The organism is Vibrio eleionomae (assembly GCF_009874545.1).
In the GTDB taxonomy this organism is placed as follows: Bacteria; Pseudomonadota; Gammaproteobacteria; order Enterobacterales; family Vibrionaceae; genus Vibrio; species Vibrio nitrifigilis.
On sequence record NZ_WEKT01000060.1, the window covers coordinates 1 to 14654 of the forward strand.

Annotated in this window: 12 protein-coding genes; 10 read left to right on the plus strand and 2 right to left on the minus strand. The window is 42.1% G+C overall.

Annotated features, from left to right (window positions below; genetic code table 11):
- The first annotated feature begins 105 nt into the window (after positions 1 to 105).
- The 10 genes from F9817_RS20375 (at position 106) to F9817_RS20420 (ending at position 12366) form a co-directional block, all read left to right on the plus strand.
- Positions 106 to 1500 carry a TIGR03013 family XrtA/PEP-CTERM system glycosyltransferase gene (locus F9817_RS20375; RefSeq protein WP_161158032.1) on the plus strand — a complete coding sequence of 465 codons (1395 nt, stop codon included), beginning with the start codon at positions 106 to 108 and terminating at the stop codon, positions 1498 to 1500.
- Between the two features lie 70 nt (positions 1501 to 1570).
- Complete coding sequence (locus F9817_RS20380; RefSeq protein WP_161158033.1) at positions 1571 to 2413, plus strand: XrtA system polysaccharide deacetylase; 843 nt, start codon at positions 1571 to 1573, stop codon at positions 2411 to 2413.
- The gene (locus F9817_RS20385; protein WP_202436535.1) at positions 2391 to 3461 is read left to right on the plus strand and encodes a FemAB family XrtA/PEP-CTERM system-associated protein; all 1071 of its coding nucleotides are present in this window, start codon (positions 2391 to 2393) and stop codon (positions 3459 to 3461) included. The genes F9817_RS20380 and F9817_RS20385 overlap by 23 nt, the downstream gene beginning before the upstream one ends.
- A gap of 5 nt (positions 3462 to 3466) precedes the next feature.
- Positions 3467 to 4693 (plus strand): TIGR03087 family PEP-CTERM/XrtA system glycosyltransferase, encoded by a 1227-nt coding sequence (locus F9817_RS20390; RefSeq protein WP_161158034.1) that lies wholly within the window; start codon positions 3467 to 3469, stop codon positions 4691 to 4693.
- On the plus strand, positions 4680 to 6125 hold the full coding sequence (gene xrtA, locus F9817_RS20395) for an exosortase A (protein WP_161158035.1): 1446 nt from the start codon (positions 4680 to 4682) through the stop codon (positions 6123 to 6125). The genes F9817_RS20390 and xrtA overlap by 14 nt, the downstream gene beginning before the upstream one ends.
- Before the next feature lie 12 nt (positions 6126 to 6137).
- Entirely contained in the window at positions 6138 to 7268 is a 1131-nt protein-coding gene (locus F9817_RS20400; protein ID WP_161158036.1) for an acyltransferase family protein, read from the plus strand.
- Between the two features lie 2 nt (positions 7269 to 7270).
- Positions 7271 to 9154: an XrtA/PEP-CTERM system amidotransferase gene (locus F9817_RS20405; RefSeq protein ID WP_161158037.1), complete on the plus strand. Its 1884-nt coding sequence runs from the start codon at positions 7271 to 7273 to the stop codon at positions 9152 to 9154.
- Between the two features lie 2 nt (positions 9155 to 9156).
- Entirely contained in the window at positions 9157 to 10377 is a 1221-nt protein-coding gene (locus F9817_RS20410) for a glycosyltransferase family 4 protein (RefSeq protein WP_161158038.1), read from the plus strand.
- Positions 10374 to 11534, plus strand: a complete 1161-nt coding sequence (locus F9817_RS20415) for a glycosyltransferase family 4 protein (RefSeq protein ID WP_161158039.1) — start codon at positions 10374 to 10376, stop codon at positions 11532 to 11534. The genes F9817_RS20410 and F9817_RS20415 overlap by 4 nt, the downstream gene beginning before the upstream one ends.
- On the plus strand, positions 11524 to 12366 hold the full coding sequence (locus F9817_RS20420; protein WP_161158040.1) for a polysaccharide pyruvyl transferase family protein: 843 nt from the start codon (positions 11524 to 11526) through the stop codon (positions 12364 to 12366). The genes F9817_RS20415 and F9817_RS20420 overlap by 11 nt, the downstream gene beginning before the upstream one ends.
- A 41-nt stretch (positions 12367 to 12407) precedes the next feature.
- Here F9817_RS20420 and F9817_RS20425 read toward each other — a convergent pair whose 3' ends face one another.
- Together F9817_RS20425 and F9817_RS20430 are read right to left on the minus strand one after the other, a co-directional pair.
- Entirely contained in the window at positions 12408 to 13262 is an 855-nt protein-coding gene (locus F9817_RS20425; RefSeq protein WP_161158041.1) for a glycosyltransferase family A protein, read from the minus strand.
- A 9-nt stretch (positions 13263 to 13271) separates the two neighbouring features.
- The gene (locus F9817_RS20430) at positions 13272 to 14624 is read right to left on the minus strand and encodes a putative O-glycosylation ligase, exosortase A system-associated (protein ID WP_161158042.1); all 1353 of its coding nucleotides are present in this window, start codon (positions 14622 to 14624) and stop codon (positions 13272 to 13274) included.
- Positions 14625 to 14654 lie beyond the last annotated feature (30 nt).

Sequence of the window (14654 nt, forward strand, 5' to 3'; positions counted from 1 at the left end):
GTATATTAAACTGTTAATATCTGTTCATATATACAATGACTTTATAAGATTAAGTTACCGTACTTTATACTTAATCTAAATTCTCTGGCAGCAGGGATGACAATAATGAACAGTACACTTTTCAATGGCATAAAGCCAAGTAGTGTAATAGTGATATTTACTGACTTGATTGCTATATTTTGCACGTACTTTCTATGTAACTATCTATTAAGTCATTATTTATCACCGTACGCTGATATTGATCAAAAAAATCAATGGTTGCAAACGATAGTTTTCGCAATAACCATTTCCATCTTTATTCTTTCTGTTGGACTTTACAATGTAAAGTTGAGAGAAACGTTCACTGGAATTGTGATTCGTATCTTTGCCTGCGTTATTTTTTCCTATTTAATTGACAAATTAGTATATTGGGTTATCAACGCAAACCAGCCCCATTTATATGCCGAATATTTTTCAGCTATCGCCTTTATTGCTTTGGTTTTTACCCGTTACTTACTGAGCAAAACCTCTTATCAAAAATTAGGCGAAAAAAACGTTTTGGTATTGGGGGCGGGTGAGAGAGCCAAAATTATTGAGCAATACATGCGCCGCAAAACCGATCGTATCGGGCTGAACTTTGTCGGCTTTGTCGAGATGCTTGGAGACTCTCCAGATGGCATCAAATTTGAAAAAAAATTAGACCTCGATGAACCACTAGAAACATTCGCTATAAAAAATCACATTCGCGAGATAGTCGTCGCCTGTGATGAGCGCCGTAATGTTCTTCCCAATGAAAGCCTTGCCGCTTGCAAGCGTCTTGGAATCACAATTACCAACATTGTCGATTTTTTCGAGCATGAAACGGGTCAAGTGGCGGTCACACAAGTTTATCCTTCATGGATAATTTATGGACCAAGTCACTACTACAGTCATTTGCATAAGGCCTTAGACTGGACATTTAATACACTAATATCATTAGCAATTTTTAGCATTGTGTGGCCTTTCATGCTCGTTGCTATCATTGCCATCAAGTTGGAAGACGGTCTTACCGCTCCAGTTTTATACTCCCAGATTCGCGTTGGGCTGGATGGTAAACTTTTCTCCATTTATAAATTTCGTAGCATGAGTATCGACGCTGAAAAAGACGGCGCTAAATGGGCTCAAACTCAAGATCCGCGCGTCACAAAAGTGGGACACGTGTTACGCAAATATCGCATTGATGAGCTTCCTCAGTTATTTAACGTGATTCGTGGTGATATGGGATTTGTTGGACCTCGACCTGAACGCCCACAATTTACTAAGGAATTTGAATTAGATATCCCCTATTACAACCAACGATATAGTGTCCGACCCGGCCTAACTGGGTGGGCTCAACTCAAATATCCTTATGGTAGTAGCAAGCAAGACGCCATTGAGAAGCTAAAATACGATTTGTATTACATCAAATATCGCGGATTCTTGTTCGATTTACTGATCTTACTAAGAACAACTGAAGTGATTCTATTTGGCAAAGGACGCTAAATCATCATTTCAACGATCACAATATCGATAATGTTTAAGATGTTCAGAATCTTTCAAGGAGTGAGGGCTTATGATTCAAACACGCAGTAATGCAATGACCGTGGATGTAGAAGACTACTTTCAAGTTGCAGCGTTTGAAAACCAAGTCAAATTTTCAGATTGGGGTAAAAAGTACGAAGTAAGAGTTGAACAGAATACGGACCGATTGTTAGCCCTGTTTGACGAGCACCAAACTAAAGCCACATTTTTTATGTTGGGTTGGGTTGCAGAACATTGCCCCCAACTAGTGAAACGTATTGTTGAGCAAGGCCATGAATTAGCCAGCCATGGCTATGCTCATCAACGGGCGAATACCCAATCACCAGAAATATTTCGTGAAGATGTTTATCGCGCTAAATCGTTTTTAGAAGATACGACGGGGATTGCAGTACATGGCTATAGAGCCCCAAGTTTCTCGGTTAACCCCGATAACGAGTGGGTATTTGAAATCTTAGCAGACGTAGGTTTTACTTTCAGTAGTAGTACCTATCCTGTTAAGCGCGATCTCTATGGTGCTCCGGATTGGCCGCGTTTAAAATATCGTCGCCCAGAAGGTATTGTAGAAATACCACTACCCACTAATACCAGTACCGGGTTTAAGCTGCCAATCGGTGGAGGCGGTTTTTTTCGCCTATACCCTTACAAAATGAGCCAATGGTTAATCAGTCAGTTTATGGAACAGACCAACCAACCATTTTGCTTTTATTTCCACCCATGGGAGATTGATGATAAGCAACCCCGCATGGCTGGTATCCCCCTTAAATCTCGCTTTCGCCATTATTTAAATCTGAATCGAATGGAGAGCAGACTCGAACAACTTCTCACTGACTTTAAGTGGGACACAGTCAGTCATGCTTACCAACTCAACGGCTAATATGATGAATCAAACAGTTACTATTCAACCTCTTACAGCAGCAGAGTATGAACGTTGGGACCAATATGTGGATAATCATCAAGATGGAAGCTTCTTTCATCTCTCGGGTTGGATCAGGGTTATTACCCAAGTTTTCCGCCACAAATCCCGCTATTTAATGGCAACACGGAACAGTGAAATTGTTGGTGTATTGCCGCTTGTCGAACAGAAAAGTTTTCTTTTTGGTCACGCGCTAATCTCAACACCATTTTGTGTATACGGCGGAGTTTTAGCTGATAACGATGATATTCGCCACCAGCTCGAAGCAAGTGCTTATGAATTAGGCTGCCAACTAAACGTAGATTATGTAGAACTGAGAGATCGTTATCTTCGGGAATCTAAATCGCCGTGGCAGGTCCATTGTCATCACTCAACCTTTTCTTGTGAGATAGAGGATACTCCCGAGCAAATACTAACTTCGATAAAACGCAAACAGAGAGCGGTTGTACGTCATTCACTAAAAAATGAGCTGAGCTGGGATAACCATGATGATCCCGATCTTTGTTACGACGTCTACGCCGAAAGCGTGCGTAATTTGGGAACACCAGTGTTTAATAAAAAGCTTTTTAGCACGCTAAAAGAGACATTTGGCGACCGATGTAAGACCCTGATTATCCGTGACAAAGATAATAACCCAGTATCTAGCGTATTAAGTTTTTACTATAAAGATGGTGTGTTGCCTTATTACGGCGGCGGCAAGTTTGAAGCACGAGCACTGAAAAGCTATGACTACATGTATTACCAATTAATGTGTCTTGCCCAAGAAAAAGGTAAAACCCACTTTGATTTTGGGCGCAGTAAAAATGACTCCGGCTCATACAATTATAAGAAAAACTGGGGGATGCAGGAGGAAGAGCTGCATTACAAAATTGCTCTAGTGAAAAGTGAATCTATGCCTAACCTATCGCCGAATAACCCCAAATATAAGCTGTTTATCGACTTATGGAAGCGAATGCCATTGAGTATTAGTCGGGCTATTGGTCCTAATCTGTCTAAGTATCTGGGGTAACGGTCATGAAAGAAAAACTGTTGTATCTATGTCATCGCATTCCGTTCCCCGCTAACAAAGGGGATAAGATCACGACTTGCAACACCTTGAAGTTTCTCAGTGAACACTTTGATATTTACTTAGGTTGCTTTATTGATGACCCCTTTGATCACCAATACATCAAAGATGTGCAGCGTTATTGTAAAGAGTCGGTTTTTATTAACTTGAATAGCCAACTTGCCAAAGTACGTGGCCTGCAAGCCTTCATAACCGGTAAGCCCATCACTTTGCCTTACTACTACCACCCTAAAATGCAGCAATGGGTAACAAAGGTCTTAAATACACAAGATATCCATAAGGCATTTATTTACTCCGGCTGTATGGCGCAATATGTATTGGGGACATCAACACCTCCGTTACATAAAGTGATTCAGTTTGCGGATATTGACTCTGACAAGTGGCGCCAATACGCGGAAAAAACGCACGGCATTATGCGTTGGGTGTATCAAAGAGAACATCGCACACTAGAGAAATACGAAAAATATGTCGCGAATCAATTTGCCGTAAGTTGTTTTATTTCTGATAACGAAACGAACCTGTTTCGCGACATGATAGGCGATAAAAATGCCGCAGAGAGCCGGATTCAAACTCTGAGTAATGGTATCGACTGTGAATTTTTCTCTCCCAGCGCAAAACAGGCACTTAGTGAAGACTATCCACTCAGCGAACAGAACTACATTGTGTTTACGGGAGCCATGAATTATTGGGCCAATGCAGATGCTGTCGCATGGTTTGTACGCACTATCTGGCCCGAGGTTCAACAAGCGATCCCCGACAGTAAATTTTACATTGTTGGCTCATCGCCAACCAAAGAAGTTCTTGAATTACAGAATGTTCCTGGCGTCGTCGTCACCGGACGAGTAGAAGACGTACGCCCTTATTTATTGCATGCCAAAGCCTCTGTCGCACCAATGCAGATCGCTCGGGGTATTCAAAATAAAATTTTGGAAGCCATGGCTATGGAAAAGCCCGTGCTTACCACCGAGCTGGGGATTGAAGGGATTGAAAACTATCCTAAAGATGATGTGTATATTGCTGATTCTCCAAACGATATGACACATTGGGTGATCGAAAAGCTCTCTTTGGGACTTCATGCAGCGGTACCATCACGATCTTGGTTAGAAGCAACTTACAGTTGGCCAGCCAAATTGTCACCGCTTTTAAGTTACTTAGGCTCGAATGATGTTAAATAAGTGGGTATTACGCCTCAGTATTCCGCTCATCGTCTGGTTCGCCATCTATTACCAGTCACTGGGTAATATGATCAATGTGTGGAACAATTCCAACACCTATGAGCATTGTTATCTCATTATTCCTATTTGCTTATGGTTACTCTGGCAAAAGAAAGAGTATTTGGCCACTATTCCTTTATCAGCGGTGAAACTTCCCGCAGTTTTACTTATCTTCCCCTGCATACTTTGGGTTGTGGGCCAAGCAGCCAGCATTGCCTTCTTTGAGCATTTAGCAGCTGTCGTCTCTTTACAGCTGATCATTTGGGCGTTAATTGGCCACCAACAAGCAAAGAATAACCGGTTCATCATATGTTATTTAATTTTTCTCGTACCATTTGGTGAAGAACTGATTCCTTTCCTGCAACAGATTACTGCCGATATTTCTATTGTGCTGTTACGCCTCTTTGGTGTTCCGGTATTTAGGGAAGGACTATATATTTCAGTACCCCGAGGTCAATTCGAAGTGGCAGAAGCCTGTTCGGGGATCCGATTTCTTATTGCTAGTTTGGCGCTCGGTACACTGTTTGCGCATGTGTTCTTCCAAAAGCATTGGAAATTTTGGCTATTTATTGTGTTCTCGTTCGTATTTCCAATCATTGCCAATGGGTTGCGTGTCTTTGGCATTATCATGATTGGTAATTTTATCGACATGAAATACGCATCAGGCGTTGATCATTTAGTTTACGGTTGGTTCTTCTTTAGTTTGGTGACTATCTGCTCATTTTTTATTGCGTACTGGTTGTGCGACGACATCATCACAACGAACAACAACACCATCCATATGGAGCAAAAATCTAATACAGCCGTCTCTCTTTCCAGTGTGAACTCTATTATCGTTGCGATTGCTATTGTCTCATTCTCTTGGTCATACCTGATTTCGCAGCCCCTATCCGACACTACTGACAAGACTCCTATACCTGTACCGGACCATTATCAAACAATTACAGACTCAAACTGGACCATTCATTTCCCGCAGGCAAATCAAGCCCTACGTGCCAGAGCCAAAGATGGTACTAGCGAATACTACGTCGCTCAATATTTCCAACATTCCTCTGATGCCGAAATTATTAGTAGTCGCAATAAATTTTATAGTGAAGACAATTGGACCTTAAGTCATAAACGCACGATTCAACTGAATGACCACCAAGCCAATGAGATACAGTTGGTTAATCACCGCGGGACCTACTTCACTATCATTTATTGGTATCGGGTCAATAACCACTACGAAATTAACCCAATAAAAATTAAGTTGTTAGAACTGTACTACCGATTGAGTCGTCAACCTATCGTCTCTCAGTTGACCGCATTCTCTAGTACTAACCTCGACAGTAACAGCCTAATTCAAGCAATATCTCAACTCAGTTCCCCCCAACATTTAGCCTCGCAGCAATAAGGAGTCAAACCCATGAATGATTCTTTGACTCACACAATTCGCCGGCTGTTCTCATTGTACGAGGTACCTCATGGTCATCATCAAACCATTGCGCCACTGGAAGGTATTCGTGCCATCGCCGCCTTTATGGTATTTGTTGTTCACTATTGCGCCCAATTTACGCCATGGATCATTGAAGAGTCCACAACATCGGCATTAATTTCACATTATCGCCATATAGGCAGCAAAGGGGTCGAACTCTTTTTTATTATTAGTGGTTTTTTAATTTATGGCATGCTGATCAGTAAAGCTCGCCCTTTCACACCTTACATCAAAAGAAGAATCCAGCGCCTCTATCCTACATTTCTCGTCGTGTTGTTCCTCTATATCGGTCTTTCTTTTGCCTTTCCACATGAAAGCAAACTCCCAGCAGATTTGCTGCAGGGGATTATCTATGTGTTGGCCAATATTTTCATGCTTCCCGGTATGTTTCCAATCGAAGCGATAGTCACCGTGAGTTGGAGTTTAAGCTATGAGCTGTTCTTCTACCTTTTTATTCCCGTCATGATTGGTGTGTTACAGCTAAGGCAATGGTCACGGCTCCATCGTATATCCTTTCTATTAAGCGCCGCATGTTGTGGCTACCTACTTACATTATTAGGCTTTGATTCTCATAGTGAAATGTTGCTCTTTATCGCAGGCATGCTGACCTATGAAATATATCAATCAGGGAAAAATCATCACAGGATAACCAGTTCATGGTTCTTCCCAGTGACGATTGCGCTTCTAGTGCTATTTAAATTAATGAACGTATCGAAGTACTTTGATTTATTACTGCTTTTTGTCGGATTTTCATTGGCGTGTTTGTCATGTTTTGATACCCGGACTGTGTTATCAAAGTTGTGCTCTTCACCGCTGTTACGGTGTTATGGAAACATGAGCTATTCCTATTATTTAATTCATGGTTTAACACTAAAATTTTTCTTTTTTATTTTAGCGATGGTTATTCCTGCTCATCATCAATGGGATGTGGAAATTTATCTATTCGTTGTGCCTGTGTTTTTTCTGACTTGGATAAGCTCTACCCTCCTATTTATTGGGGTAGAAAAGCCACTGTCTTTAGCAAAAACACATAAGCCAACACCAGTCAAAATGGAGTATTAGACATGTGCGGGATTTCAGGGATCTTTAACCTTCACACTGCTCACCCGATTGATACTGAGCTGCTGCAAACCATTAACCGCTTACAGAGCCATCGGGGACCCGATGATGAAGGCTATTTTTTTGATCAGAATATCGGCTTAGCGCATCGGCGCCTCTCTATTATCGACTTATCCGGCGGTCACCAACCGGTCTTCAATGAAACTAAATCGGTATGCGTGGTTTTCAATGGTGAAATCTATAACTTCCAACCCTTAGTGACTGAGTTAGCCAACTGTGGCCACACCTTTTCTACCTTATCAGACACGGAAGTCATCGTGCACGCTTGGGAACAGTGGGGGGTTGAATGCTTACAGCGTTTTCAAGGCATGTTTTGTTTTGCCTTGTGGGATCAAAACACTCAACAGTTGTTTATTGCTCGTGATCGCTTAGGGAAAAAGCCGCTGTATTATTCTAAAACTCAGCGGGGGCAAATTGTCTTTGGCTCAGAGCTAAAAGTGTTACTCGGCCATCCTGACGTCGATAAAACCCTTCGTGATGAAATGGCAGAAGAGTTCTTGATGTTCGGGTATGTACCAGACCCTTACACAGCTTACCAACACATCTTTAAACTCGAACCGGCCCACTACCTTCTATTATCGCCTAATGCCAAAGTAACACCTCAAGCATACTGGGATTTACCTGCACCGCAGCACATCCAATCTTGGGATGAAACACAGCAAGCGATGATCGATCACTTAAAAGCGGCGGTTAATATTCGTATGTTAGCGGACGTACCTCTCGGTGCGTTTCTATCTGGAGGCGTCGATTCAAGCGCCGTTGTTGCCATGATGGCACATTATCAGGACGATCCGATTAACACGTGTGCAATTGGCTTTAATGAGAGTGATTTTGATGAGAGCGACTATGCAGATCAAATTGCCCAACGTTATCATACCAATCATACACTTAAGGTCATTTCGGCCGATGAGTATGATTTGATTGATAAACTTACAGATGTATACGATGAACCTTTCGCTGATAGCTCAGCGCTTCCTACCTATCGCGTCTGTGAATTAGCGCGTCAATCGGTCAAAGTTGCTTTAACGGGTGATGGCGGTGATGAGGTTTTTGCTGGTTATCGACGTTACCGTTTGCAAATGGCCGAACAGCAATTACGGGGAACATTACCTTATTCAGTACGCAAACCCATTTTTGGCATATTAGGGAAAGTTTACCCTAAAGCCGATTGGGCCCCACAATTCCTGCGAGCAAAAACGACTTTCCAGTCTTTAGCGATGGACCCGATTGAAGCGTATGGAAATACCATGTCCCGTTTACGTGCTGACCAGCGTCAGGCGTTATTTACACCGCAATATCAAAAACGGCTTAATGGTTATTCCGGACTAGAAGTTATCAAACATCACGCTAAGAACGCACCAACGGAAGACCCACTCAAACGTATTCAATATCTGGATATTAAAACTTGGCTGGCTGGCGACATTCTTACCAAAATAGACCGAGCTAGCATGGTTCATTCTCTCGAAACTCGAGCCCCTCTACTGGATCACAAGCTGATTGAATGGGCCTATTCTATTGATAATCAATCTAATATTCATGGTAATCAGGGCAAATATGCATTTAAGAAAGCACTTGAACCTTATGTAGACAGCAACATTTTATATCGCCCTAAAATGGGCTTTAGTATTCCGATTGCGCAGTGGTTTCGAGGTCCATTAAAAGAGAAATTGGCACATACCGTATTATCTGAACGTATGTTTGACTGTGGATATTTTCGCCCTGAGGCCTTGAAGCAACTTGTTCATCAGCATACGAGTGGGCGTAGTGATCATAGTGATGCACTTTGGTGTTTACTCATGTTCGGTCAATTCCTTAATCGCCAGGCATAACTATGAAAATCGTTACAATCACGACATTATTTCCCTTTGCCAACAATCCTAAAAATGGCATTTTTATCGAAACTCGATTGCGGCAATTACAACAATACTTCCCCGATGTGGAAGCCAAAGTGATTGCGCCAGTTCCTTACTTTCCGTTTAAAAATTCCTATTTCGGCACTTACGCTGAATTTGCTAAAGCGCCCTATCATGAAAAACGCTTTGGCTTAGACGTCTATCACCCACGTTATCTCGTCATACCTAAAATAGGAATGACACTGACACCACATACGTTAGCGTACTCTATTGCTCGCCAAGCGAAACAACTCATCGATAGTGGTTACGATTTTGATCTAATAGACGGTCACTATTTTTATCCCGACGGCGTTGCTATTGAACAGGTCGCCCAAAAACTCAACAAACCATTTACCGTCACAGCAAGGGGAACCGACATCAATTTGATCCCGCAATTTGCTAAACCAAAGCAGCAAATTCAGCAGGTATTACAGCGCGCTGACCATACAATGGCAGTGTGTGAAGCACTCCGCCAAAGTATGATCGAACTAGGCGCTGACCCAGAGAATGTCAGCACACTGCGCAATGGTGTTGATCTCAACCTATTTGCTTACCAAGACAAACCATCACAACCACAATTACGCGCCCGATTATCACTGCCCCAACAAGGATCGATTGTCATGTCGACAGGTCATCTCATTGAGCGCAAAGGGCACCATCTGGTTATTGAGGCCATTCAAGCGTTACCTGATATTACCTTACTCATTGCTGGCAGCGGCCCTGATGAGAAGAAACTGCATAAGTTAGTGCAAGAACTTGATTTGGCATCACGCGTTCTATTTCTCGGCAGTTTAAGCCAACAAGAATTGGCCCAATATTACGCGGCTGCCGATATTTCTGTATTAGCGTCAAGCCGAGAAGGCTGGGCCAATGTGCTACTCGAATCGATGGCGTGTGGCACGCCGGTAGTGGCGACCAATATTTGGGGCACTCCAGAAGTGGTCAAAAATCATCAAGCTGGCGTCTTGGTCGAACGTAATGTGAGCGACATTCAACGAGGTATAAGTCACCTACTGACTCATCTACCGAAACGATTCGATACTCGACAATATGCGGAGCAGTTTACGTGGCAATCGACGTCAGAAGCTCAATACAGCATTTTTAATGCCATTCTTAACCATCAGTATGATTCAGAAACTATTGCCGAGATTATCCAATGAAAATTCTCTATCACCATCGCATTGCATCAAAAGACGGTCAATATGTTCACGTCGAAGAGATCATTAATGCGTTAAAACGGCAAGGACACGACGTAATTCTTGTCGCACCAGATGTCGCACAACATTCGGATTTCGGCAGTGACGGCGGGTGGATGTCTACTCTTCGCTCAGCCTTACCTCAATTCATTGCGGAATTATTGGAATTTGGCTATGCATTTTTGGCCTTTTTTAAGCTTTGTATAGCGATAAAAAAACATCGTCCTGATGCGATGTATGAACGCTATAATTTATTCTTGCCCGCCGGAATATGGGCAAAATCTCTTTTCCGTTTACCCTTCGTTTTAGAGGTGAACTCGCCTCTTTATAAAGAACGCAAAAAATATGGAGGCTTAGCACTCGGTTGGTTAGCTAAGTGGAGTGAACACTACACATGGCGACATGCCGACCACGTTTTGCCGGTCACACAGGTGTTAGCCAATTATATTAAGCAAGCAGGTGTTCCCGATGAACGCATTACAGTGATCCCCAATGGAATTGATCCATCTCGATTTGGTACCAGCGTCCAACAACCTAGAGAACAGCGTTTTTTGGATAAAACGGTGGTTGGCTTTGTCGGATTTTGTCGTGAATGGCATCATTTGGATAAAGTACTCGATTTAATTGCAGCACAACACAACCCAAATTTAATGCTGCTGATCATTGGCGATGGCCCTGTTATTAATGATCTAAAATCTCAAGCGTTAAAACTTGGCATGGCAGAAAACTTTTACAGTACCGGATTGGTCGAACGTGACCAAATGCCATATTGGCTCGCGCAAATAGATATTGCGCTACAACCAGCCGTGACGCCATGGGCCTCCCCTCTAAAACTATTAGAATATATGGCGAGTGGTAAAGCCATCATTGCCCCTAACACCCCCAATATCGGTGAACTTTTAGAAGATGGGCAGAACGGTTTGTTGTTTGACGAAAAGACGCAGAATATAACGTTGTTACAGTGTGTAGAACGCCTAATTCAAGATCCTGAACTAACAGAGCGCTTGGGTAAGGCAGCACGAAAAACCGTTGTTCAACGGGAACTTACTTGGGATTCGAACACAACGACCATCACTCATTTACTCTCAGCCCAAGGAGCGCGCTCGTCCTATGTTCAGTAAAATCGCTACCCGTTTAGTTCAGACAGCGCAAAGTGAAATACAACTACTCAAATACCATCGTCAACCCACGATCAATGTCCGTTATTTTAGTGATGTCGTGAATTGGGGCGATTTACTTAACGTAGATATCATTCAATATGTTTCGCAAAAGAAAGTCGTGAATTGCCCACTGGGTCATCGTCGGCACCTTCTTGGAATCGGTAGCGTTTTAGCGGCATCGAATCACAACAGTGTCGTGTGGGGATCTGGATTTATCTCAGAGCAACAAAGAATCACAGAAGCACCACGAAAAATTTGTTCAGTACGCGGCCCGTTAACAAGAGATCTTTTACTCAAACAAGACTTGAAATGCCCAGAAATTTTTGGTGATCCTGCGTTACTTCTACCAGAAATATATCCCCTCGTAGCGCCTGTAGAAAAGCCATATCAATTGGGTATCATTCCGCACTATGAACATCAAGATCACCCGTGGATCCAGAAAATGCACCAAGATAGTCGTGTCTGTATTATCGATATCAGACAGAAAGATTCCGTACATTTTCTACAGCAATTACTCAATTGTGAATGTATCGCTTCATCTTCACTGCATGGCATCATTGCCTCTGACGCCTACCAAGTACCCAACTGCCGCCTAGTATTCAAAGAGATGCGCTCATTTAAATTTGAAGATTATTATAAAGGTGTTGGAATTGATTCATTCACATCAATAGATATGAAGCAAAGTGAGTCATTATCAATAGAAAACGTGATTGACTCATGCTCTATCAAGCCAATTCAGTTTGATGCTCAAGCACTTAAACAAGCATTCCCATATCAATTGTTTCATGCTTGATGACTATACCCAAATAACTTAACGCTTAAACAAGTCGTACACTAACTTCTAGAACGTTCTTGTCTGATCGACCACGCAGCAAGAAGATCAAAGATAACATTTGAGCTTAACCAGCGGATATGAAGCCGGTCGATTTGTGCTGCATATTCCGGCATTGCTTTTAAACCATAGCGCTTGAGTTGCGGCACAATATTACTCTGCTGCATATGACGTTTTGAATAACGCACCCGACGCCGTAGATAAAGTTTTATATCCTTTAGGCTGGTTGGGTTTAATGGTTCATAGTTAAATATGGCATTAGTGCATACACCAATGTTGTCGATAGGGGTATCTATTCCGCTACAAAGATTCGTCGCAGATAGAAAACCAAGCATACTATCATCGCCTATCAAACCAGTGGGCAAATAGACTTTTTGCGCAATAATATTTTTCAAGAATTCAGGGGCTAATAGATAAAGATTACCCGTAAATTGGTGTTCTTTGAGTAAGGCAGCTCGCCACGATTTTGCACTTCGTCCTTTCAAACAAGGAAAGCTGGAAACCGCATGGTAATGTTGATTTAACTGAAAGTAATCAACAATATTGGCAACTGCGTTTTGTTCAAACGTTAAATCACCATCAGCAAACACCGCGATGGAATAACCATCATAGTATTGGTGAACAAAAGTATTCCAAGCATTAGATTTATCACCCAGTTGTATCTCTACTGGAATAATGCTGGAGTAGATTTGTGCCAATTTATTCACTTGTTGATAGGTGTGGTCCCTACAGCCATTCACCATCACATATATATCTGGGCGATATTGCCCACAACTATCAATCAGGCTTTTTAGCGATTGCTGAATTGTGTTTTCCAAATTGTAGGCGAAAACACACAGTTGGAAACTAGGATTCATCAGATACACCTATTCGTAACCATGGGCATTCATTTTATGTGCAGGCATTTTGCTTTTGTTTGATACTGTTTTTCTATCTTTGACCACACTGGCTTTCCTCACTTGGTCAAGACATACTACCATCGCTAACACTGCATAAAACATTTCCAAATACGCCAATGAAAGTGCAGCACCAGAAACACAATACGCTAAGATGGAAATCTTTGTCATACCAGCCAAGCGGCATTGCCATGAGTCCTTACCATCATGCCGCAGATAATATCGTTCTATCACCCATAGCCGCACAAAGGTTAAGAAAATAAATAACAAAAACCAAAACAGCCCTAAGAACCCTTGGTCACCCAACACCTGAAAGTAAATACTATGCGCCGCCCAGCCTTTATCACCCGGAGGAGGGGTTTTAATAAAGTCGAATTTATCAATATCTACCGCTAACGCTCGCCACACATAACTCACCTGTGGCCCCTTAAAACCGCCGCCAACTAACGGCCGATCCAACGCCATCAAGGTATGGATTTTCCAGGAATTAACTCTAGTGGTGAATGATGAGTTATCCATGGCATCATCAATGGTTGCCATTCGGTTGTACCAGCTTTGCGGTAACAAGTTATAGGCAATAATAGCGGCAAAGAGCAACACAAAAAGACTGCGCATTTTATGCCGACTTTTGAACCAGAAATACCCCAAAATAATGGTTAAACCGATTAGTCCCCCACGGGAAAAGGTACCAAGAACCGCTAAGATATTCATGATCAGCATAAATCGTAACCCAAACTTGAGTAACTTTTCTTGCGTTTCACTGATCAAGTAAATGATAAATGGAATCGTCATACACATCGCAACTGCCATGTGGTTATTGTCTGAAAGTATGTTTCCCGATGGACCTTTGATCCGGTGCCCACCTGCAGAGGCAATAAACTTCAATCCCTCAACAAACCCCATAAAGCCAATGGAAAGCACGATAACCCAAAGGAATAAGCTAAAATGATGTTGTTTCCTTAAAATAAGGCATATAAAAACGAATAGAAGTATTGCTTTAAAGAAATCGGTTAACTCCATAGACACAACAACTTTTGGCGCTAAAGCAAAAAAGCTGGTTAAGCAAGTATGTAAGAAAAATAAAATGACAAAAATAAATGGCGCATTAGCTTTAAATGACGGCTTGTGTCGATAAATGAAATATCCAAGTATCGTACTTGCTGCAAATATACTGTTATAACTTATTGATGATGCAAAACCGTAAAGCCAATATACTGGCACAAATAATCCACTCCACAGCCATAAACTAACCGCAACGAATGGTCTACGAAATGAGAAAAATAACAGAACAAGAAACGCTAAAAAAAAGACCAGATCACGCATTTAATCACCCTGGTGCTTATTATCTACATC

Bases quoted from the DNA above. Each gene is read 5' to 3' on its own strand.
- F9817_RS20375 (WP_161158032.1), top strand. From the start codon at position 106: ATGAACAGTACACTTTTCAATGGCATAAAGCCAAGTAGTGTAATAGTG.
- F9817_RS20380 (WP_161158033.1), top strand. From the start codon at position 1,571: ATGATTCAAACACGCAGTAATGCAATGACCGTGGATGTAGAAGACTAC.
- F9817_RS20385 (WP_202436535.1), top strand. From the start codon at position 2,391: ATGCTTACCAACTCAACGGCTAATATGATGAATCAAACAGTTACTATT.
- F9817_RS20390 (WP_161158034.1), top strand. From the start codon at position 3,467: ATGAAAGAAAAACTGTTGTATCTATGTCATCGCATTCCGTTCCCCGCT.
- xrtA (WP_161158035.1), top strand. From the start codon at position 4,680: ATGATGTTAAATAAGTGGGTATTACGCCTCAGTATTCCGCTCATCGTC.
- F9817_RS20400 (WP_161158036.1), top strand. From the start codon at position 6,138: ATGAATGATTCTTTGACTCACACAATTCGCCGGCTGTTCTCATTGTAC.
- F9817_RS20405 (WP_161158037.1), top strand. From the start codon at position 7,271: ATGTGCGGGATTTCAGGGATCTTTAACCTTCACACTGCTCACCCGATT.
- F9817_RS20410 (WP_161158038.1), top strand. From the start codon at position 9,157: ATGAAAATCGTTACAATCACGACATTATTTCCCTTTGCCAACAATCCT.
- F9817_RS20415 (WP_161158039.1), top strand. From the start codon at position 10,374: ATGAAAATTCTCTATCACCATCGCATTGCATCAAAAGACGGTCAATAT.
- F9817_RS20420 (WP_161158040.1), top strand. From the start codon at position 11,524: ATGTTCAGTAAAATCGCTACCCGTTTAGTTCAGACAGCGCAAAGTGAA.
- F9817_RS20425 (WP_161158041.1), bottom strand. From the start codon at position 13,262: ATGAATCCTAGTTTCCAACTGTGTGTTTTCGCCTACAATTTGGAAAAC.
- F9817_RS20430 (WP_161158042.1), bottom strand. From the start codon at position 14,624: ATGCGTGATCTGGTCTTTTTTTTAGCGTTTCTTGTTCTGTTATTTTTC.